The sequence below is a fragment of the Paenibacillus graminis genome (genome assembly GCF_000758705.1).
GTDB lineage: Bacteria > Bacillota > Bacilli > Paenibacillales > Paenibacillaceae > Paenibacillus_AQ > Paenibacillus_AQ graminis.
This window is the reverse complement of sequence record NZ_CP009287.1, coordinates 1,333,393-1,353,035: the sequence shown is the minus strand read 5'-3', so window position 1 is coordinate 1,353,035 and position 19,643 is coordinate 1,333,393. Positions and strand designations below refer to the sequence as shown.

Genomic DNA, 19,643 nt, shown 5'->3' with positions numbered 1-19,643 from the left:
ATCTAGCGGTTCCCGCAATATTGGTTTGCCACTATATCACTTGTTAGGAGTTCTATCTATCCAAAACCCTCTAACGATTACAGAATATTACTTTGTTATCATAACTGTCAATGGTTTCAATAACACAAAAATAATTTTACTCACCGGAAATTGACCTGATCTATCCAGATATTTACCCCGGCTTTTTTTTCCACATCAAGTCAATTTTCTCTTGACGTCCTTAATGAAAACGCTTATATTGGACATGTTATAAATACGTTATATAACGTTATGTCAATTGTTTTAGCAGAGATTCTGTGGAGAAAGGTTGATATCTATGAAAGTTGTCGCAGTTGGATACAGCTGTATGGATGTTTATGACAATCTGGATAAGAGCTATCCTACAGGCAATGGTGTGGATTTTGCTATCAATATTAAAAAACGGGGAATCCCCGCTGCTGTTGTGAGCGCTGTGGGAAATGACGCTTATGGAGAACAGGTGGCTGAGAGGCTGCAGATAAGCGGAATTGAGACAACTCACCTCCGGGTGGAGAAAGGCTCAACGGCACAAATTCATATGCAGTTAATGGATAACGACCGGGTCCACCGTAATTCTATTGATGGAGTTATGGCCAATTATTATTTGACAGAAGACGATTTTGACTTTATTAAGCAGCATGATTACATTCATACAGATTATTTCGGACGTATTTATGGCTTACTGGCACAATTCAGACAAGCAGGCTGCAAGATCGCCTTTGATTTCTCTACGTTTTTAGAGGATAAGGATTTTGAATTGATTATTCCGAATGTGGATTATGCTTTATTCTCATACTCTCAACGGGATTCATGGATCGAAGATAAAATGAAGCGGGCCTGTGATCAAGGAGTACGCATCGTAGTGGCTACCTTTGGAGAATTTGGAAGTTTGGCTTACGATGGAAAACTGTTCTATGAGGGAAAAATTATTAAGGTAGAAAATATTGTAAATACAGTTGGTGCCGGGGATTCCTTTTTTGCCGGATTTATGGCTGGTGTAATCAAGGGTTTTCCAGTACAAGAATGCTTGCAGGAGGGTGCAAAGCTGTCCGCTGAGGTCATTCAGAAATTTGAACCCTATTAATTTTATAAGCTGAGGATACTGGAGGAGGAGGAGGAAGAAATGATTATTGATGCACATGTACACCCGATTTATTTTGATACGATTTGCGGGGATGATTCCGTCCTGAAATTCCGTTCTGAGCAATTTGGTATCTATAAGCAGTCGCCATACAGTTATGAGGAAATTATAGCCGAAATGAATTTTGGTAAAATCGACCGTTCTATTCTGCTTCCACTTGATTTAACAACACAAAGTGGCGGCTGTATTGTAACTAATGAGGAGATCAAGAAGATCATAGATCGTCATCCCGATTCATTTATCGGTTTTGCCAGTGTAGACCCGTATCGTAAGGATGCGTTGGAGGTTTTGGAGAATGCCTTTGCCAATCTGAAGCTAAGCGGGCTAAAGCTGAATCCGTCCAAGCAGAAGTTTTATCCTGATGATAAGCTATTGTGGCCGATCTACGAGAAGTGTAGGGAATACGATAAGCCGATCATGTTTCATGCCGGCTTGAGTTGGGAGCCTAATGCGCTTGCCAAATATGCTAATCCAATTCATTATGAGCAGGCAGCTGTAGAATTTCCGGAACTGCGGATATGTCTCGCCCATTTTGCATGGCCCTGGGTCAGGGAAATGATGATGCTGATGATCAAATATCCGAATGTCTACACAGATACCTCAATGCTATATATGGATTCCTTTAATGATTTTATGGAGCGTATTTTCATGAAGGAAATGGACCCGCTGACTCTTGAACGCAATTTTGCCAAGCAAGTGATGTTTGGTTCAAATACACCGAGGTTTCGTGCGTTTAAATTAAAAAAGGCTATAGAAAATCTGCCGTTTAGTGAAAAAGTAAAGGCGGATATTTTTGGAGGAAATGCACTTGCATTTCTGGGGGAGGGGAAATAAGCTAATGAACAAATTAGTTTCAATCTCATGTATGTCGGAGCAGGCGGTTCAAATGATAAATATTACTGAAGAAGTACACAGGATCGTTGCGGAATCAGGAATTACAAACGGTTTGGTCGCAGTCATTACGGCTCATACGACCACGGGAATTACAATCAATGAACCGCTGGAGTGTGTAGAAACAGATATATTACAACGGCTGGAGAAGCTTGTTCCTGATGATGATAAATATATTCATGCTCATTTTCTTCCATCCTATGGAGCTACAAGTAATAACTCGCCAGGTCATTTGAAATCGATGCTGCTGGGAAATAACTGTATGTTTCCTATTCAGGAATCCAGAATGGTATGTGGTTCTGCTCAACATATCTATCTTGTGGAGTGTGACGGTCCGCAGACCCGTAAAGTATATATTCAAATGATGGGTGAGTAATTAAAAACAAACTATGCCGTTTCTAATAACAGATACGCTAACAGCAACCAGGATCAACGGGGCTATTTTGCAAGCAGTTGTAACTGCTTGCCAAACAGCTCCGTTGTTACGCTTCAAGGATAATGAGGGCGCTGGCTGTAACATGCAGGTATAAAGGCCATCCTCAGCAGAAGCCTGCTCTATCAGCCCTACTCTATTTAACTGTCAATTTCCGTTAGCGGAACGTAATCAGAAAGCATTTTCCCTTATTTCATTTAGCTCTTCTGCGTTAAACACTCCTGCCTGGTACAGGTTGAAAAATTCCTCCGATACACTTTGGTCAAAAATAATCATATCATCCGAATTGACCGTCACCTTAATGCCATTGTCGTACAAAGTTCTTATGGGATGTGTTTGATAGTTCTCTACTCTGGAGAGCAGGATATTGCTCGTTGGGCAAATGTTCAATTGGATGTGGTGGTCCGATAACCATCGCATCACCTGGGGAGAACGCGCAGCGGCGATTCCATGCTGTATTTGATCCAGCTCCAATTCTTCAGCCGCTTGTCTAACCAGTTCAGCCGTTCCAAATTCACCGGCATGTGCCTTCAGAATCAGTCCCTTATCCTTCGCCTTTCGAAAAATCTTCTTAAAAGCAGGGACAGCAAATTCATCTCCGAATATGTCCATCGATTTGAAGTAATTAAGCTCCAGGAACTGATCTATCTTGCCTGCGGTCTCATGCATTGGTGTATGTGTTAAAAACGCGATCTCCGGGACAAAAATAATCTCAGGAGCCACTCTCCGATGGATGTCCTGTATGGCTTGTATCAATTGTTCAGGGGAGTCATCGAACCAAGCCTCTTCACCAATGGTTACACTCATATGAAGTAAGGTAATCCCATCCGTTTTCGCCTGAGCAAAGGCAGCTTCTATACGCTTTTCATAACCAAGCCGGCCATTTAACAAAGGCTTAATATGTATGGCGTTCCACTGGTTCATCTCATGAAGATCTGCAAACTTAGGGCACTCAGGTATCTTTACACCGCACCAGTCCTCAATATATCTCTTATTTCCGCCCCTGGTGATATGATTGTGTAAATCTGCTTTGGGTACTTTTCTCATTTCAGCCAAGCTATTCTGCTGTAAAGCCGCTATAAACTGATCTTTCATGAGCGACTCGCCCCCTGGATTCTTAATAAAGGGTCAAAAGGCACCCGGATGGGTGCCCTTTGTTTGCAACGTAAGCAGGTTCTGCTAACGGCCGCGGTGTTTTTCTTTTGCTTTTTGCACCTTTAATTCCCGTTTACGTGCCAATGCTGCCTCCAACTGCTGTTTCGAACCGGTCCGTCTCTCCTGCTTTCTTTTCTCATACTCCAGCTTGAGAGCCTCTTGTGCATAGGAAGAAACACCTTTTCTCCGTACCTCATTAGTTGCCTGCCTTGCAAGCCGCTTTGGACTGACCTTTTTCAGTTCAGACGGCTTTACGGCCACTTCCTCCGAAAGTCTGCTGGTAAGCTCCGACATCTCATTACGAATGAACTGTAGAATCTCCTCGTCCTGAGGCTCTGGACCAAAAATGTACCTGACTGCTTTCAACTTTCCTTGGTCCTGATCCTCCAGGACTCCGACCCAATACTGGCCATCGTGATAAACTGTAAGCTTCATATAAATCCCCCTCAATTGAATCGAAACGACGGACATCCCGAGGGGGGAAGGTTACTGACATGCCGTTCTGACCAATACAGAGCCATGCATGCGCCTGGACTACCAACCAGGCTGTGTTTTCTCGTTTCAAGGAAAATTATAGACGCCCTATGGGTTAATATCAAGACAGCGACACTCGATAATATACCTGTTCTGCATATTAAGATTATCTAATAATTAGAATTGGAACTATAGCAAGTGACCTAATCATTTTCCGCCTTATGATACGGCCTTTTTATTGATTTACCTTGTAGAGTTGACCGGCACGTTATACTAGTCCCCAAATCTCATCTTGTCAAGAAATAATGTGGGATTGAGCGACATAGCGGGAGATCCCCCCATATGCTTTCGAAATATGAATGAATTTCCGAGTCTGAAGAGCAGTATCGCTTTTTCCAATTCACCCGGTTTCACGTAATATTTGCTTAGGTTATTACGAAAGACAGAAAAGGAGGTGCTATATGAACAGCATCGACAAAATAAGATTTATTCTCCTTTACGGTAAAATACCTGAAACAAATTGTTACGGGTACATGGAGCTGAATCAGGAGGGCAACATGATCGCGCTCTACAATAGGTATGGCGAAGAAATAGAAATGTACGGTGGACATGAATTTGCCAGGGTACGAACACTTGGCAAATTCGATGATGAAGACCGCGATAATTTTTATTCCTTGTTAGAAAGTGATGGCGTAGGATAGTCTGCCAGATTGGTCAGGGGGATATTGGTCATCCAAAAAACGAACGAAACGCTATAAGTATTCGGGAGGTAGAAGATGAACAAACAGCTTCAAGAGGCAGGCGGAATGAAGAGAAGGCAGATGCTAACCGCGCTGCTCATCGGTGCGTTTGTTGCGTTTCTTAATGAAAATTTGCTTGCCAATGCGCTTCCCGGATTGATGCGGGAATTCGGTCGTGCCGCCGCGACCATACAGTGGTTAACGACGGGCTATATGCTCGTTATCGGCGTGCTGGTGCCGGTGACCGCATTACTGCAGCAATGGTTCACGACCCGCCAGATGTTCATGTCTGCGATGGCATTGTTTTTGGCCGGTACCTGCTTATGTGCAGCGGCGCCGGGATTCGGAATCTTGCTGACGGGCCGGGTTATTCAGGCTTGCGGGACAGGATTATTGGTCCCGCTCATGATGAATACGATTCTCGCCCTCTATCCACCAGAACGCCGGGGTGCCGCCATGGGACTCATGGGGCTGGTCATCATGGTCGCCCCTGTCATCGGGCCGGCTTTGTCCGGTTTGATTATCGATACCTTTAACTGGCGCTGGCTGTTCTACATGGTGATTCCTGTTGCTTTGTTTGCGATTATTTATGCATTCATGTACCTGAAGAATGCGACAGAAGTGACCAAGCCAAAGGTCGATCTTGCATCCATTGTGATGTCAACTGCCGGTTTCGGCTGCGTCACCTACGGCTTCAGCCACACAAGTGTCTCACTTGGGCCTGAAGGTTACGGAGTGATTGCAATTGGCAGCCTTTTCTTGCTTCTGCTTGTATGGCGCCAGCTTAAGATCAAAGAACCGTTGCTCGATCTGTCCGTATTCCGGCAGCCCACTTTTTCTCTGGTTGCGGTATTGATTGTATTTCTGATGATGGTTCTATTCGCCACAACAACATTGCTGCCTTTCTATATGCAGGATGTGCTGAAGCTGACAGCGCTTGCGACAGGCTTACTTCTAATGCCGGGCAGCCTTTTGAACGGGATGCTGATGCCGGTGTCGGGCAAATTATTCGATAAATTCGGACCGAGATTCGTCATTGTGCCCGGACTGTTCCTGATCGCCCTATCTTTGTGGCTGTTTACCGGCATCGACAGCGATACTACACAAGGTTCCGTCCTGTTCAATCATGTCCTCTTATTCTTAGGCATGTCGTTCGTTGTCATGCCGGCTCAAACGGCAGGATTAAATCAGCTTCCACGTCACCTGATCCCTCATGGCACAGCCATATACAATACACTTCAACAGATTGCGGGCGGAATCGGCATCGCTTTGTTCGTCGGCATCATGTCGTCAGGAGCCGATCGTTATCTTCACCATTCGCTCAATCCTACTGCGGTCCACGAGAAGACACAAAGCATGGTTTCCGGTCTGCAAACGGTTTTTTGGATTGAATTTATTTTTGCAGTGCTTATCTTGGTGCTGGGCTGGTTTATTAAAAAGCCACCTGAGCGTAGCTGATTTATTCCTATATAAGCTGAACTGGAGAACTTGAAGGCTTGGGGAACACAATCAAACCCATAAGAAACTATGCTAAGTGGAAAAAGTAAAACTAAATCGCTGAAATCCGGGCTACAGAAGTTCTAGTGGGATTTGCACACCTGATTCATGCCTATTCATAGCTTTATTCGAATCATAAATGCCTTAGAGGACGACTTCCCGGTCTGCATTTGATTGTTTAGCAGGTTACAGCTAACCGTCCCGCCGTTCTATCAGATAGAACATATAATCGGTCGGGACCCCGGCATACCCTTGCTGCCTCAGCATCGCGGTCACATTGCCCCGGTGATAGGTCCCATGGTTGACCACATGCTGCAGAATGTCGGAGAAATGCGTATCGAAACGGCCGTACTTCGGGTGCCCGATCGTCATCGCCCTGTCCAAGTCGGGCGTACGCCGCAGCAAATCGCGGAACTGTTCGGCGACACAGGCGAACAGCCGCCGCATCTCGTCCACTGTTGTGTCCTGCGCTTCCTCTGTCCAATCCGGGATTCTCGGAAAAATATTCTCGTTTGGAACTTCCGCGAGCACGGACATATAGAGCTGTTCATAAATGTACATGTGCCCAAAAGTTTGCGACACAGACGGGAACACGCTCGTCACTTGCGCATGGAAGACATCCTTTGGAAGCTGCTCCAGGCGGGTGAATAACCGGTCATTCGCCCAAACATGGTATTCGTACAATTGATGCGGGTTTTGAAGCATGTATGAATCCACCTTTCCTTTATTCGTCGGTTTGGCTGCTACTGCCGCAGCCTTGTCTCTATCGTATACCGGGTTCACTGACAACAGTTGTCAGCGAAGTTCAATCAGGGTCGTCGTCGTAATGTTTTGCGATTTTGCAGGCCGTTTCCTGGATCTGTCGCTTCAGCTCAAGCGGCTCGCGAATATGTATGGCCGTGCCGAACGTCATCAGGTACACCGGAAGGTACTTGTTCATCGTCGGAACGTCCAGCAGAAACCGTGCCTCGCGATCGGTCCGTTCCGTCAAATAATGGCGTAGATGCCAGTGGCGGCAAACCGCGTTCAGGGTGTCGGGCTCTCCCGCGATACGGATGACCGTCAGCGGTCCGTCCGCCTCCCGTTCCCGCTTAGACTGGTCGCGGAAAAAGGCGGATGCGGAGAAACGCTCCGGCTTTTCGAACCTTGCTTCGGTCGGCTCCAGCCGCGCGATTCGATCCACGCGGAACGTCCGCATTGCCTGCGACTGATGGCAAAACGCGACGACGTACCATTCATTTCGGTCGTAAGCCAACCCGTAGGGATCGACTTTACGTTCGCCGGCCTGTCCCGCGTTCTCTTTACGATAGGCGATGCAGACCGTTCGCCCCTCCTTCGCCGCCTGCTCCAGGTCCCGCAACAACAGAATGCCGGAAGGCGGACGTACCGGAGAAATCACATCCACACCGCTTGTCTGACTGGACAGATCGCAGCGCTGCTCTTCGTGCAGCCCGTTCTCCACCTTCTTCAAAGCGCCTTCCAGCTCCTCCGTATACGGATAGCCAGCGCCTTGCGCAAATTTAAACGCGTCCACAAGCGCTTTCAACTCTACAGCGTTGAAGAACAAGGGAGCCTCCTTGAAGCTGTCCAGAATGCGAATGCCGCCGTCGTGGCCCGATTCCGCGACGACCGGCACCCCGCTGGCGCATAATGCGTCGATATACCGGTACACGGTGCGGACGCTGATCTCCAAATCATCCGCGATCTGCGCAGCGGTGAGCTTCCTGCCGGATCGCAGCATCCAAAGCATAGACAGCATGTTATCCCATTTTGCCACCCGGACCACCCCTTTTCTTCGCGAAAATAAAACTGTTTTTGATATCGCATAATCATGTTAACACATGTTCGTATAAGTGCTAAATTTATGTTTAACAACCTACCCGTTTCCGCATAGATACCGTCCGCTTTTTAACTCTTACCTGCCTCCCTTGACTTAAGTCAATGCCCCTGCCCCGCCTCCTTAGTACAATGAAACCACAATCAAGAAGGGGGTTAGATTAATGTCTGCAGCAGTGGCACGAACTGGGGGAGTTTCAATTGTTCTGATGGCGGTGGCGGCCGCTTTTTCGTATGGATATGTTCATGGAAGTCTTGTGGTGGAGGGAAATCCAGCCGCTACCTTCGGCAACCTGCAGTCTTCTCCCCTGCTGTTCAGGGGTGAAATTCTGGGTTGGGTTCTGATCCTGGTTTGTGACATCGCAGCGGCATGGGCGTTATATACGGTTCTGAAGCCTGTACAGCCGGGCCTGTCCCTGCTGGGCGCATGGCTGCGTCTATCGTATACGGCGGTATTGGGTGTTGCCGTCTCCAGCCTGGTTGCTGTCTCGCTGCTTACAGACAGCAGGGACCAGGCGCTTGCCGGCTTCACATCCGGGGAGCTGCAGGCGGAGATGATGCTTTTTCTCCGGGCTTTTGAAGCGGTGTGGTCGATCGGATTGATTCTGTTTGGGGGGCATCTGCTGATTGTGGGCGTGCTGGCCTTCCAATCGGGAAATATCCCGAAAATCATTAGTGTTCTATTGCTGCTGGCTGCAGCCGGTTATATGGTGATCCATCTGTGCCGCACCCTTGTTCCTGAGTATGACGGATTCATAGAAGTAATTGAACGGGTTTTTATGCTGCCGATGACCGCGGGTGAGCTAAGCCTTGGCCTATGGCTGCTGTTCAAAGTCCCGGCGCCGCGGGTCCGCGGTGAATCCGCTTCTTGATCCGGCTCAGCGACTCCGGCGTCATACCGAGGTAGCTTGCCAGCTGATGCTGAGGGACGCGTTCGATCAGTCCGGGTCTTTTGTGAAGCAGAGTTTTCAGGCGGTCTTCGGGAGATGAGGCAATAAAAGCAGCGAACTCTTCCTGCACCTGACCGAAGTTTTCCTCGATCATCCGGCGTGTCATGGTTTCCAGCTGCGTGTATTTGCCGTACATCTCCTTTTCGGTATCCAGCCGCCCGACGACCAATACGCAATCCTCCAGACAGGTCAGGGTGTATTCCGACGATTTATCCGGCTTATGTGCATTGAAGATGGAGATCGCCTGCTCCTCGGTATAGAAGTTGGAGGTGATATCCCGGCCCGTAACGTCAACAGCATGCTGCCGTACACACCCTTTCAGGACAAAATAGCAATTTCCCGGGACCTCGCCCTGCTTAAGCAGAGTGGTTCCCTTGCTGTATTCTCCGACAAGAATTTCATCCAGAATCGCTTGCTGCTCTACTTTGCTCAAGGAGGTCAGCCGGGTCATATATTGGAGTAAAAGATGCTTCATGTTCAGTTGCCCTCCCTTTCATGACATCATGTGTACAACGAAATTCTCGAAAAACTGCCTGATCTGCATGAGGATGTGTTGGCTCTTCCATTTTATCATTCATCTCCGGGGGGGAAATCACCCACTTTTGTGGTGTTGTTGCTACCCTGCGAGTGCTAAGTATCCTTTTGATCATTTTCTCTCCATCTTATCGTTTAGTTGCAGATACTTAAGGCCTGGCTAAATATCATCCAACTATCTATTCGACATGAGGTATTATTTCCTTTTTTATCCATTTAACAACACCAAATACCGCCCCAGCCCGTTCGCCTCCAGCTCCTCCTTCGGGATGAACCGCAGGGCGGCGGAATTGACCCGGTAGTGCTGCTTCGCCGGCTCCGGCCCATCGAAGAACAAATGGCCGAGATAGGCTCCGCTCAGTCTGCTGCGCAGCGCGGTCCGCACCTCACCGCCGCTGTAGTCGGCTTCCCGCCGGACCAGTCCCCCGGCTACCGGCCCGGTGAAGCTGGGCCAGCCGGAAGCCGAGTCGAATTTGTCCGCCGAGCTGAACAACGGATCGCCGCTGATGACATCGACATAGATGCCGTCATGGAATTCATTCCAATACGCATTCTCATACGGCGGCTCCGTTGCCTTATGCTGCGTGACCTCATACTGCAGCCGGGTCAGCTGATTGCGCAGGCGCTTTTGATCCTCAGGGCTGTTCCAGTGCTGCTCCAGAAACTCGTCCCGGCCTGAGCCCTTCAGATAGAGCTTATAATCCAAAGGATGGGTTTTATAATAATCCTGATGCAGCGCTTCAGCAGAGTAGAATGGAGCGGCAGGAAGAATCTCTGTCACAATCGGGTCCTTAAATCTTTTGCTGGCCTGAAGTGCCGCCTTGGATGCCTCTGCCTTCGCACGCTGTTCTTCATTATGCACAAAAATTGCCGTCCGGTAAGAATACCCCCGGTCCATAAATTGTCCGCCTTTGTCGGTCGGATCAATCAGCTGCCAATAAATGTCTAGAAGCCGCTCATAAGGGAACAGCTCAGGCTCATATGTAATCTGCACAGCCTCCACATGCCCCGTCGTTTCCGTCCCCACTTCCCCGTAGGTCGGATTGTCCGTATGGCCGCCCGTATACCCGGAAACCACAGAGACAATTCCCGGCAGCTCGTCAAAAGGCTTGACCATACACCAAAAGCAGCCGCCCGCAAAGGTGGCAAGCTCCGTTCTGTCTTTTTCATCCAACCGGAACACCTCCTCTGTGAATTGTCCCTATTATATATGAATATCTCTTTTTTCCAAAGAAAGCAGGGCAGTTGTTAGACAAACTATGATTACTATAACCGGAATGAGCAGCGCCCGGACATAATCACCTATACCCGACAGCAGAATAACCCGCGATTGCTCCACATACACCCCGGAAAATTTCATAATCTGCGTCATCAGCGCATGCTCGGATAGCAGCCGCAGGAACGCCGAAGACGTTCCCTGAAGGTAACCCGTAAGCAGAATATTTCCAAATACAAAGAAAAAAGTCGCCACTATGGCGGAAGCCGCTTTGCGGATCATTACCCCCAGCATCATTACAACAGAGGAATAAGCAGCCAGATACAGGAGATTTAGCCCGAAGGCCCGCATAGAGGTTGTCAAATCTTCTGTTGTTGTCTCATGACCAATGGGGGAGCCGGTGACCAGCGCCGCAGACAGGGACACGATCAGAAAACATCCGAAAAACTCTAGCAGCCACCACAAGGCCGCCAGCAGCCCCAGCAGGTATTTTCCTAGAATATATCCTGCTCTGTTCTGCCCTGAAGCGATAATATTCTGTACCGAGCCATGCTCAAACCCCTCTGTGATAAAAAAACACGCGAACATCGGAATGACCAGATAGAGGAACACGGAGAAGGACGACGCAATCTGCATGGGCTGAACAGGACTGCTTAAAGCGTAGCCCCCCTTACTTCCAAGGAACACGGCGAGTCCAACGCTGGCGAGCGCGAACAGCACGGTAATGCTTTTAAACATCGTATCCTTCCGCAGAAAATAAATCTCGGCCTTAAGGAAGTTCCTCATCGTCTCACGCCCTCGATCAAATCCATATAATAGTGTTCCAGATTTGGCGCAGACAGATTGAACCCTTCTACAGAAATGCCCTCCTGCAAAAGCACCGCCATCAGCAGCTCCAGATCCACACTCGCTTTGGGAATCTGCAGCTCTCCAGCGGTGTTGAAGGAAATGTCTGTGATTTGCAGCTTCCGCTTCAGCAGTTCAGCGGCACGTTCCGCATTCGGAGTGGCAATACAGATCATAGCTTGGGCGGATTGCAGCAATTCCCCGGCAGAAATCTCTTGGACCAGTCTTCCTTTATGTATAAATCCATATCGGGTAGCGAGCAGCTGCAGCTCACTGAGAATATGGCTGGAGATCAGTATGGTGATCCCTTGCTCCTTCGCCAGCCGCTCCAGAATATGCCGGATATTCACAATCCCCGCAGGATCAAGCCCGTTAACCGGCTCATCAAGTACAAGCAGCTCCGGACTGCCCAGAAGAGCAACCGCCAATCCCAGCCGCTGCCGCATACCCAGCGAATACTGCGAGGTCTTCTTGTTGCCAGCATCTGTCAGAGCGACCGCCTGCAGCACTTCACCGATTCTTCCGGGGTTTCTGATGCCAAGAATATGATGATAAAATGTCAGATTCTCTTCAGCGCTCATATGCGGATACAGAGCCGGCATTTCAATCAGAAAACCTATCCGCCGTCTGGCCGCGCACAGCTCCTTTTTACCCTGCTGTCCGAACAGTAGAATCCCGCCGCCTGTCGGCTGCACGAGGCCGCCAATAATTTTCATCAGCGTAGTTTTGCCGGCTCCATTTTCACCTACGAACCCATAAATATCCCCCTCCATGATCTTCATATCGAGCCCCTTCAAAGCAAAGCCTGACCTGTATTGCTTACTTACATTTCTTGCCTCAAATACCGCTGGTTTCAACCGGAACACTCCTTTGATCATTAACTATCTGCGGAATGACCATATCATGAACCGCCCGCGCCGGGTTCTGAACTGTTCAATATAAGAGGGTCACTGTCGTATTTAGGGAATAAATGTATAATAGAGCAATACATCAGGAAAGTGAGTGAACCAATGATTCATATCGCCATTTGCGACGATGACCCGCGCTCTGCCGGGCTGGTGGAGAGCTTGATTTCGGACAACCGCGAGCGTTTTTCCGAAAAGATCGAGATATCGGTTTACTATTCTGCAGAGCGGTTTGTCGAGGCTATTGAGCACGGAAGCATATACGATATTATTTTTATGGACATTGAGATGGGGGGCATGAATGGTATTATGGCGGGGCATGTGCTGCGCGCGGATGATGCCAACGATCCGGCACAGCTCATTTATATCTCCAGCTATGAGCAGTATCATCTCCAATTGTTCGACGTCCGGCCCTCCGGGTTCATCAAAAAGCCTGTTGATCAGAAGTCCTTGACGGACAAGCTGATCCCTGCTGTGCAAAAAGCAATCCGCATCCGGCAGCAGGGCAGACTAAACTTCCTGCCGGTACAGCTGAAAGGGAAGGAAAGGCTGGTTCCCTTCCGGGACATTCATTATCTGGAGAGCCGTATCCGGCGTATCTCCCTGATGACCAGGGATGAAGAGATCCATTATTATGGAACGCTGGGAGAAGAAGCACAGAAGCTGCCTTCTGCCTATTTTATCCGCATACATCAGTCTTACATTGTTAACTTTTACAGTGTGAAAGAGATAAGTGCCCGGAAAATCGTGCTCATAACCGGCGACGAGCTTCCGGTCAGTGAGAAGAACAGCATTCCCGTGCGGAAGGCCTACATGAAATTCAGGGGGAATCTCGCTTGAACACTTTGCTGTGCGAGGAACTGCTGTACCTCATCACCTTTCCTCTGATCCCGTTAACTTTTCATTATTTTTTCAGCCGCTGCTTTGCCTGCCGGATTGAACAGAAAAGCAGCCTTATCCTGCTCTACCTCCTGTATACTGCCTGTCATATAGGCCTGCATCACAGTTCATTGCCGGATATCCTGCTGATCCTCCTGAATACCGGCCTTATCATTCTGTTATCGCTGCTGTATGCCGGGGATTTCAAATGGAAGGGGTACAGTGCGCTTTTCATGGCTGCCCTTCTGTTTCTTAGCGACACAGTGATTCCATTCGCCTTCACGGATATAGGGTACCTGGCAAATCTGATCCTTTCCAAGCTGCTGATGCTCCTGCTCGTCTTTCTGGTGCTGCGGATTGCCACAGGGGACGGAAACGGCACACTGGCCGGGTGGTACTGGTGTCTCTTGTTTCTGTGTCCGCTTCTGAGTATCGCAACGCTGCTGCAGTTGTCCAACAACCTGTTCATCCGGAGCTACCCGAAACTGTTCCCGGTGGTTCCCTCCTTGCTGCTGGCCATCAATCTGCTTATTTATGTACTGAGCGACCGGATTCTGCATGCGCAAGCCGAGCGAAGTAAACGTCTCCTGCTGGAGCAGCAGAATACCTATTATCTCAATCAATATCATCTGATCCGGAGCATGCAGGAGGACAGCTTCAAGTTTCAGCATGACTTCAAGCATATCCTGCTTGGCTTGCGCGTGAAGCTGGACTCCGGTGAAGCAGCCGCAACGGCGCAGGAGCTGGACACCCTGCTCTGCCGGGTGGAACCCTCCACGGGGAACTGCAATACCGGGAACCTGGTCATTGACTCGATGATCAATTACAAAATGCAGGAAGCTGCCCGCTATGGGATTACTTTCACGCTGGAGCTGAATATCCCCCCGCAGCTTACTCTGGACACTATGGCTCTGTGCGTGATTCTCGGTAATACCCTCGATAATGCCATTGAAGCCTGCCAGGGGATCACAAGCCCGGCGCCTGAGCGGCAGATTTCCATCCATATGCATTATCTGAACGATAGCCTGTTTATGCGAATCCGGAATCCATACATCCAGCCCGTACAGACCACCCCTTCCGGCGGTATCCGATCGGCAAAGTCCGATCACAGGGCGCATGGCATCGGACTCAAAAACATCCAAAAAACCATCGAGGAATGGAATGGACTGCTCGATATTTCATATGACCAGAGTTTCTTCCAGATCGAATGGGTGCTGTTTGGCATTGAAAGACAACATAGCGTTTAGAATGGGCCAGTGCTCCGCATTGGATAACTTCAAAACGGCTGTGCTGTCCTCGACAGATAAAGTGGAAAAAGGTACACTAATTCGGCTCATTTCGCCATTGGACGAGGAATATAGCTCAATTAAGTTTACTTTTTTCATTTAAATCTCATAATTTTTGAATCTTTGGAAAAATAAGATCCCTTTTTCCAACAAGCGCTTGCGAAGAAGCCGGTGAGCATGCGCTTCTCTTTAATCCTCAAGCTTATCCAGTTCGGCTTCCAGTTCAGCGAGCCTGTGACTCAATTGATCCTGCAACTCCTGCAGCCCCGCAGCTTCGGCCCGCTTCATTTCTTTTTTTACAGCTTTCATTTGCTGTTCCAGATAGAACATATCAGATGAATTACCCGAGTTGCGGGAGATCTGTGAATAGGTCATAAATCATCATCCTTTCTAATAAGTCTCCTTGTAACATAATATACACTTTTATATCTAAAAAAAACTACAACCAGAAGGTCCAGATCTTAATCTTATATACCCCTTATCGTTCTGGGCATGGACGGCTTGGCTTACAGCCGCTAAAAATCTTAACAACCCCAGAGCACCCGTCACGCCGCCTGCATATAAAAACCTATTGACTTGTATTTGCATTGTCCCTATAATCAGTCTATGACTTTTCATGTAAGGAGATCTGACATGATTATTGTGGATGAAGTATACCAAAATGTTGTTTATCGTCTATCCAGCGAGGAAATAAAAGACCTCATTGAACGCCTCAAGGCCAGGAAAGAGGAAGAAATCGAGGGGATTAAAGATAAAATCAATAAATACGAACAAAAAAGGCGGGCTGAAGAGGCGATGTACCAATCGCTCTCCCCGATCCGCAAATGGTTTGCAGGGCATCCGGCGAGCCATCACACCGCTGTAGAATATATAGTTCATGTAAAAGACCGTTTTAAACAAATAGACAGCATTAAAAGAAACATTCAAGAATTGGATCAGGTCCTGCTGGTGCTCACTGCTCATCCAGCAACAGAACAGATCCCGCTGTCACCAGAAATTATAAGAGAGATTAAATTCATTAAGGGTATGGAGGCATTATAGAAATGAATGTGACGCTGGAGTCCCTTGGCGGAGGAATAGATACGGTTTGGGTCGTATTGAGCGCCGCTATGATTTTGCTGATGGAGGGCGGGTTCGCCCTGCTGGAGGCCGGTTTTGTAAGATATAAAAACAGTGTGAACATTATTATGAAAGTGTTCGCCGATATCACTATAGGAACGCTGATTTTTTATATTTTTGGATTTGGGCTGATGTACGGCAAAGATGCCGGCGGTTTGGTAGGCACCAGCGGATTTATGCTTGGCGGCGATCTCTCCAATCTTCATTTCACGATCTCGATTGATACCTTCTGGCTGTTCCAGGCGGCTTTTACCATTGCCGTTATCTCCATCGTATCGGGGGCAGTTGCTGAACGGATCAACTTCCGCGCTTATCTGTTGTACGTTATATTAATGACCGGTCTGATCTATCCCCTGGGCGGCCACTGGGCCTGGGGCGGCGGCTGGCTTAGCCAATTGGGCCTGCAGGACTTCGCAGGTTCAGCCGTCATTCATGCCCTTGGAGGATTCTCGGCACTGGCGGCGGCTATTGTCATCGGCCCAAGAAAAGGCAAATTCAATCAGGCCGGGAACAGCACCGTTGCCCTCCCGAGCAACCTGCCGCTGGCTTCGGTTGGCGCCTTCCTGCTCTGGTTCGGCTGGTTCGGCTTTAACGCAGGCAGCACCTTAAGTGCTACCGATGCCCGGATCGGACACATCGCGATTACAACCATGCTGTCAGCGGCAGCAGGCGGCGGGATCACACTGATCTACACCTTATTCCGTTACCAGCGTTCAGATGCGCCATCGGTAATTAACGGTTCTCTCGCCGGTCTGGTTGGTATTACGGCCGGCTGTGCGTTTGTCAGTGACGGTGCAGCCATTCTGATTGGCGCCGTCTCCGGTCTGCTCATGATGGCGGCTACCAACTGGCTGGAAGCCCGCCGCATTGATGATCCAGTAGGGGCCTTTCCGGTACATGCCGTATCTGGCGCTTGGGGAACCTTAGCCGTAGGCTTATTCGCTACCGACGGCGGACTGCTCTATGGCGGAGGCTGGCACCAACTCGGGGTGCAAATCCTTGGTCTTGTCACATTGGCAGCCTGGGGGTTTGCAACTACCTGGTGTGGACTGAAGCTGATTGGGAAGCTCGTTCAAGTACGGTCCAGTGAGGAAGAGGAGGAAATCGGCCTCGATATCAGTTATCACGGCATGATCGCCGCGCACCGGTCTGCTGAATTTATTGAACTTGAAGATCACTACCTGGCGGAAGAGGACATGGGCTCCCGCAGGAGTTCAGGAAGATAAGGGACACCGTTCAGATGCACCAAGTCCCTTTGCAGGGAGAATAACAAACAACGCCTTTTCGCTTCCCAACAGGAATGTGAAAGGGCGTTATTTGGGTTCAAACCCAGAACCCAATGCACCTGTGGGGAGGGGCCATATTGCTTTTTGCCAGATCGGAAAAGAGGCTTTCCACAGGTTTAGCAACCTTGTGAAAAGCCTCTGCTCTTATAAACTATTAGGGCAAGCTATGGATAAGCGCTCCATGACTTTCCCGAATGATGCTACAGGCTTTTCAGCCTGTCTTACATCATGCCGCCCATGCCACCCATGCCGCCCATATCCGGCATGCCGCCGGCTTTTTCAGGCTCTGGCTTGTCAGCGATAACCGCTTCGGTAGTCAGGAACATAGCCGCTACGGAAGCTGCGTTCTGCAGCGCGGAGCGTGTTACCTTGGCAGGGTCAACGATCCCGGCTTCAAACATGTTCACCCATTCACCGGTAGCAGCGTTGTAGCCGATGCCGATGGTTTCTTTTTTCAGACGGTCCACGATAACGGAACCTTCCTGGCCCGCATTAGCTGCGATCGTACGGATTGGCTCTTCCAGAGCGCGCAGCACGATGTTCACACCTGTCTGCTCATCGCCAGTTACTTCTACAGCAGCAACAGCGTTGTATACATTCACAAGAGCTGTACCCCCACCGGATACGATACCTTCTTCAACCGCAGCGCGGGTTGCGTTCAAGGCGTCTTCGATGCGCAGTTTACGCTCTTTCAATTCAGTTTCAGTTGCAGCGCCGACTTTGACAACGGCTACGCCGCCAGCAAGCTTAGCGAGGCGTTCCTGCAGTTTTTCTTTGTCGAATTCGGAAGTGGTTTCTTCCAATTGGGAACGGATTTGGCTTACGCGTGCGTTGATGTCCGCTTTGTCGCCGCTGCCGTCTACGATGGTTGTATTTTCTTTGGTTACGCGCACTTGACGGGCATTCCCCAGTTGTTCCACGGAAGTGCTCTTCAGATCAAGACCGAGCTTCTCAGTGATGACTTGGCCGCCGGTCAGAGCAGCGATATCCTGCAGCATAGCTTCACGGCGGTCGCCGAAGCCTGGAGCTTTCACCGCTACAGCGTTGAATGTTCCGCGCAGTTTGTTCACGATCAGCATCGCTTGAGCTTCGCCTTCGATATCTTCAGCGATGATCACGAGCGGACGTGCCTGCTGAACGATCTTCTCCAGCAGTGGCAGAATTTCCTGCGTGCTGCTGATTTTTTTGTCGGTGATCAGGATGTACGGGTTCTCCAGTACAGCTTCCATTTTGTCCGTATCGGTGATCATGTACGGGGAAATGTAGCCGCGGTCGAACTGCATACCTTCAACCACTTCAAGCTCAGTCAGGAAGCCGCGGGATTCTTCAACGGTGATAACGCCGTCTTTGCCCACTTTTTCCATAGCTTCCGCAATCAGCTTGCCCACTTCATCATCAGCAGCGGAGATAGCAGCTACTTGAGCGATCGCTTGGGAATCTTCGATTGGCTTAGCAATGTTTTGCAGTTCAGTTACAGCTGCTCTAACCGCTTTGTCGATCCCTTTGCGGATAACCATCGGGTTGGCACCTGCAGTTACGTTCTTCAGACCTTCGCGGATCATCGCTTGAGCCAGAACAGTTGCCGTTGTAGTTCCGTCACCGGCTACATCGTTAGTTTTGGTAGCTACTTCTTTCACGAGCTGTGCGCCCATGTTCTCAAAAGCATCTTCCAGTTCGATTTCTTTGGCGATGGTTACACCGTCGTTAGTAATCAGCGGGCTGCCGAATTTCTTCTCCAGCACCACGTTGCGGCCTTTTGGTCCAAGTGTAACTTTTACGGCATTTGCCAAAGCATCAACTCCACGCAGCATTGCGCGGCGGGCATCTTCACTGAATTTAATTTCTTTTGCCATTGTGTAATTAACCTCCTAAAAGTTTTGTTAGCGTTACTTCCTGAGTGACTTCGTTCAGAACTCACTTCGAAAGCATCAGCCAATTTGGGTGTAAGTATAATTCGGTTATCGCTTATGAAAGGCTTGCTGATTAGTCGAGAATCGCGTGAATGTCGCTTTCTTTCATAATCAAATATTCTTTGCCTTCGTATTTAATTTCAGTTCCGGCATATTTCGAGAACAGCACACGGTCGCCTTCTTTAACTTCAAGCGGAACACGTACTCCGTCTTTCAGGGCACCGCTGCCTACAGCGATAATTCTGCCTTCCTGCGGCTTCTCTTTGGAGGAATCCGGCAGCACAATTCCGAAAGAAGTGGTTTGCTCTTGCTCGCTTGGTTCTACCAATACGCGTTCACCTAGTGGTTTGATCATGAAAAAATAGCCTCCTTTGAAATATGTTGTTTAGCTTGAAAACATAGATGGGATACCGTAGAAGCCCAAAGCTTCAGCGGCAGCTCTGAAAAACAGGCCCCTCGGAACGGAACATACCGGCGATGGCCTCTTTCTCAGCACTGTTAGCACTCAACACTGTGTAGTGCTAACA

21 protein-coding genes are annotated in these 19,643 nt (G+C 49.0%); 10 read left to right on the top strand and 11 right to left on the bottom strand.

The window, feature by feature from the left end; all coding sequences use genetic code 11:
• Nucleotides 1-316 precede the first annotated feature (316 nt).
• The 3 genes from frlD to PGRAT_RS05735 are packed head-to-tail and all read left to right on the top strand — an operon-like array spanning nt 317 to nt 2,426.
• The gene (gene frlD, locus PGRAT_RS05745) at nt 317-1,102 is read left to right on the top strand and encodes a fructoselysine 6-kinase (RefSeq protein ID WP_025704803.1); all 786 of its coding nucleotides are present in this window, start codon (nt 317-319) and stop codon (nt 1,100-1,102) included.
• A gap of 39 nt (nt 1,103-1,141) precedes the next feature.
• Nucleotides 1,142-1,993, top strand: coding sequence for an amidohydrolase family protein (locus PGRAT_RS05740; RefSeq protein WP_025704802.1), 852 nt, complete (start codon nt 1,142-1,144; stop codon nt 1,991-1,993).
• A gap of 4 nt (nt 1,994-1,997) precedes the next feature.
• Entirely contained in the window at nt 1,998-2,426 is a 429-nt protein-coding gene (locus tag PGRAT_RS05735; RefSeq protein WP_025704801.1) for a secondary thiamine-phosphate synthase enzyme YjbQ, read from the top strand.
• A 228-nt stretch (nt 2,427-2,654) separates the two neighbouring features.
• Here PGRAT_RS05735 and PGRAT_RS05730 read toward each other — a convergent pair whose 3' ends face one another.
• Together PGRAT_RS05730 and PGRAT_RS05725 are read right to left on the bottom strand one after the other, a co-directional pair.
• Nucleotides 2,655-3,578, bottom strand: a complete 924-nt coding sequence (locus PGRAT_RS05730) for an amidohydrolase family protein (RefSeq protein ID WP_036704179.1) — start codon at nt 3,576-3,578, stop codon at nt 2,655-2,657.
• 84 nt (nt 3,579-3,662) lie between these two features.
• Nucleotides 3,663-4,073, bottom strand: a complete 411-nt coding sequence (locus tag PGRAT_RS05725; protein ID WP_025704800.1) for a YjdF family protein — start codon at nt 4,071-4,073, stop codon at nt 3,663-3,665.
• A gap of 500 nt (nt 4,074-4,573) precedes the next feature.
• Between PGRAT_RS05725 and PGRAT_RS05720 the strand changes: the two genes are divergently transcribed.
• Entirely contained in the window at nt 4,574-4,813 is a 240-nt protein-coding gene (locus PGRAT_RS05720; protein ID WP_025704799.1) for a hypothetical protein, read from the top strand.
• A 75-nt stretch (nt 4,814-4,888) separates the two neighbouring features.
• Entirely contained in the window at nt 4,889-6,310 is a 1,422-nt protein-coding gene (locus PGRAT_RS05715; protein ID WP_025704798.1) for an MDR family MFS transporter, read from the top strand.
• A 231-nt stretch (nt 6,311-6,541) separates the two neighbouring features.
• Here PGRAT_RS05715 and PGRAT_RS05710 read toward each other — a convergent pair whose 3' ends face one another.
• A complete protein-coding gene (locus PGRAT_RS05710; RefSeq protein WP_025704797.1) occupies nt 6,542-7,054 on the bottom strand; it encodes a DinB family protein in 513 nt (170 codons plus the stop codon).
• A gap of 100 nt (nt 7,055-7,154) precedes the next feature.
• Nucleotides 7,155-8,126, bottom strand: coding sequence for a helix-turn-helix transcriptional regulator (locus PGRAT_RS05705; RefSeq protein ID WP_025704796.1), 972 nt, complete (start codon nt 8,124-8,126; stop codon nt 7,155-7,157).
• 223 nt (nt 8,127-8,349) lie between these two features.
• Here PGRAT_RS05705 and PGRAT_RS05700 point away from each other — a divergent pair, with 223 nt between their 5' ends.
• Nucleotides 8,350-9,057, top strand: coding sequence for a DUF4386 domain-containing protein (locus PGRAT_RS05700; protein WP_042266184.1), 708 nt, complete (start codon nt 8,350-8,352; stop codon nt 9,055-9,057).
• Here PGRAT_RS05700 and PGRAT_RS05695 read toward each other — a convergent pair.
• The 4 genes from PGRAT_RS05695 to PGRAT_RS05680 all read right to left on the bottom strand — a co-directional run bounded on the left by PGRAT_RS05695 (nt 9,014) and on the right by PGRAT_RS05680 (nt 12,588).
• Complete coding sequence (locus tag PGRAT_RS05695) at nt 9,014-9,610, bottom strand: Crp/Fnr family transcriptional regulator (RefSeq protein WP_025706323.1); 597 nt, start codon at nt 9,608-9,610, stop codon at nt 9,014-9,016. The genes PGRAT_RS05700 and PGRAT_RS05695 overlap by 44 nt on opposite strands.
• Nucleotides 9,611-9,877: 267 nt before the next feature.
• Entirely contained in the window at nt 9,878-10,843 is a 966-nt protein-coding gene (gene msrA / locus PGRAT_RS05690; protein ID WP_081954733.1) for a peptide-methionine (S)-S-oxide reductase MsrA, read from the bottom strand.
• Between the two features lie 30 nt (nt 10,844-10,873).
• Nucleotides 10,874-11,671 carry an ABC transporter permease gene (locus PGRAT_RS05685; RefSeq protein ID WP_025706623.1) on the bottom strand — a complete coding sequence of 266 codons (798 nt, stop codon included), beginning with the start codon at nt 11,669-11,671 and terminating at the stop codon, nt 10,874-10,876.
• Entirely contained in the window at nt 11,668-12,588 is a 921-nt protein-coding gene (locus PGRAT_RS05680) for an ABC transporter ATP-binding protein (protein WP_167337221.1), read from the bottom strand. The genes PGRAT_RS05685 and PGRAT_RS05680 overlap by 4 nt, the downstream gene beginning before the upstream one ends.
• Nucleotides 12,589-12,729: 141 nt before the next feature.
• On the opposite strand from PGRAT_RS05680, the gene PGRAT_RS05675 reads away from it, so the two are divergent.
• Nucleotides 12,730-13,476: a LytR/AlgR family response regulator transcription factor gene (locus PGRAT_RS05675; RefSeq protein WP_155990486.1), complete on the top strand. Its 747-nt coding sequence runs from the start codon at nt 12,730-12,732 to the stop codon at nt 13,474-13,476.
• Complete coding sequence (locus PGRAT_RS05670) at nt 13,473-14,762, top strand: ATP-binding protein (RefSeq protein WP_025707286.1); 1,290 nt, start codon at nt 13,473-13,475, stop codon at nt 14,760-14,762. The genes PGRAT_RS05675 and PGRAT_RS05670 overlap by 4 nt, the downstream gene beginning before the upstream one ends.
• Nucleotides 14,763-14,990: 228 nt before the next feature.
• Here the strand turns inward: PGRAT_RS05670 and PGRAT_RS05665 are convergent, their stop codons facing one another.
• Nucleotides 14,991-15,176 (bottom strand): hypothetical protein, encoded by a 186-nt coding sequence (locus PGRAT_RS05665; protein WP_025707285.1) that lies wholly within the window; start codon nt 15,174-15,176, stop codon nt 14,991-14,993.
• Between the two features lie 258 nt (nt 15,177-15,434).
• Between PGRAT_RS05665 and PGRAT_RS05660 the strand changes: the two genes are divergently transcribed.
• Together PGRAT_RS05660 and PGRAT_RS05655 are read left to right on the top strand one after the other, a co-directional pair.
• Entirely contained in the window at nt 15,435-15,842 is a 408-nt protein-coding gene (locus PGRAT_RS05660) for a hypothetical protein (protein WP_025707284.1), read from the top strand.
• Nucleotides 15,843-15,844: 2 nt separating this feature from the next.
• A complete protein-coding gene (locus tag PGRAT_RS05655) occupies nt 15,845-17,146 on the top strand; it encodes an ammonium transporter (RefSeq protein ID WP_411830845.1) in 1,302 nt (433 codons plus the stop codon).
• A 281-nt stretch (nt 17,147-17,427) separates the two neighbouring features.
• On the opposite strand, the gene groL is transcribed toward PGRAT_RS05655, so the two are convergent.
• Both groL and groES read right to left on the bottom strand, forming a co-directional pair.
• A complete protein-coding gene (groL, locus tag PGRAT_RS05650) occupies nt 17,428-19,059 on the bottom strand; it encodes a chaperonin GroEL (protein ID WP_025707282.1) in 1,632 nt (543 codons plus the stop codon).
• 130 nt (nt 19,060-19,189) lie between these two features.
• A complete protein-coding gene (gene groES, locus PGRAT_RS05645; protein ID WP_020429415.1) occupies nt 19,190-19,471 on the bottom strand; it encodes a co-chaperone GroES in 282 nt (93 codons plus the stop codon).
• Nucleotides 19,472-19,643: the final 172 nt, after the last annotated feature.

Excerpts from the sequence above, each read along its gene's own strand:
- PGRAT_RS05720 (WP_025704799.1), top strand. The coding sequence starts at position 4,574 with ATGAACAGCATCGACAAAATAAGATTTATTCTCCTTTACGGTAAAATA.
- groES (WP_020429415.1), bottom strand. The coding sequence starts at position 19,471 with ATGATCAAACCACTAGGTGAACGCGTATTGGTAGAACCAAGCGAGCAA.
- PGRAT_RS05700 (WP_042266184.1), top strand. The coding sequence starts at position 8,350 with ATGTCTGCAGCAGTGGCACGAACTGGGGGAGTTTCAATTGTTCTGATG.
- PGRAT_RS05725 (WP_025704800.1), bottom strand. The coding sequence starts at position 4,073 with ATGAAGCTTACAGTTTATCACGATGGCCAGTATTGGGTCGGAGTCCTG.
- PGRAT_RS05730 (WP_036704179.1), bottom strand. The coding sequence starts at position 3,578 with ATGAAAGATCAGTTTATAGCGGCTTTACAGCAGAATAGCTTGGCTGAA.
- PGRAT_RS05715 (WP_025704798.1), top strand. The coding sequence starts at position 4,889 with ATGAACAAACAGCTTCAAGAGGCAGGCGGAATGAAGAGAAGGCAGATG.
- frlD (WP_025704803.1), top strand. The coding sequence starts at position 317 with ATGAAAGTTGTCGCAGTTGGATACAGCTGTATGGATGTTTATGACAAT.
- PGRAT_RS05665 (WP_025707285.1), bottom strand. The coding sequence starts at position 15,176 with ATGACCTATTCACAGATCTCCCGCAACTCGGGTAATTCATCTGATATG.
- PGRAT_RS05685 (WP_025706623.1), bottom strand. The coding sequence starts at position 11,671 with ATGAGGAACTTCCTTAAGGCCGAGATTTATTTTCTGCGGAAGGATACG.
- PGRAT_RS05655 (WP_411830845.1), top strand. The coding sequence starts at position 15,845 with ATGAATGTGACGCTGGAGTCCCTTGGCGGAGGAATAGATACGGTTTGG.
- PGRAT_RS05695 (WP_025706323.1), bottom strand. The coding sequence starts at position 9,610 with ATGAAGCATCTTTTACTCCAATATATGACCCGGCTGACCTCCTTGAGC.
- PGRAT_RS05735 (WP_025704801.1), top strand. The coding sequence starts at position 1,998 with ATGAACAAATTAGTTTCAATCTCATGTATGTCGGAGCAGGCGGTTCAA.
- groL (WP_025707282.1), bottom strand. The coding sequence starts at position 19,059 with ATGGCAAAAGAAATTAAATTCAGTGAAGATGCCCGCCGCGCAATGCTG.
- PGRAT_RS05660 (WP_025707284.1), top strand. The coding sequence starts at position 15,435 with ATGATTATTGTGGATGAAGTATACCAAAATGTTGTTTATCGTCTATCC.
- PGRAT_RS05710 (WP_025704797.1), bottom strand. The coding sequence starts at position 7,054 with ATGCTTCAAAACCCGCATCAATTGTACGAATACCATGTTTGGGCGAAT.
- PGRAT_RS05740 (WP_025704802.1), top strand. The coding sequence starts at position 1,142 with ATGATTATTGATGCACATGTACACCCGATTTATTTTGATACGATTTGC.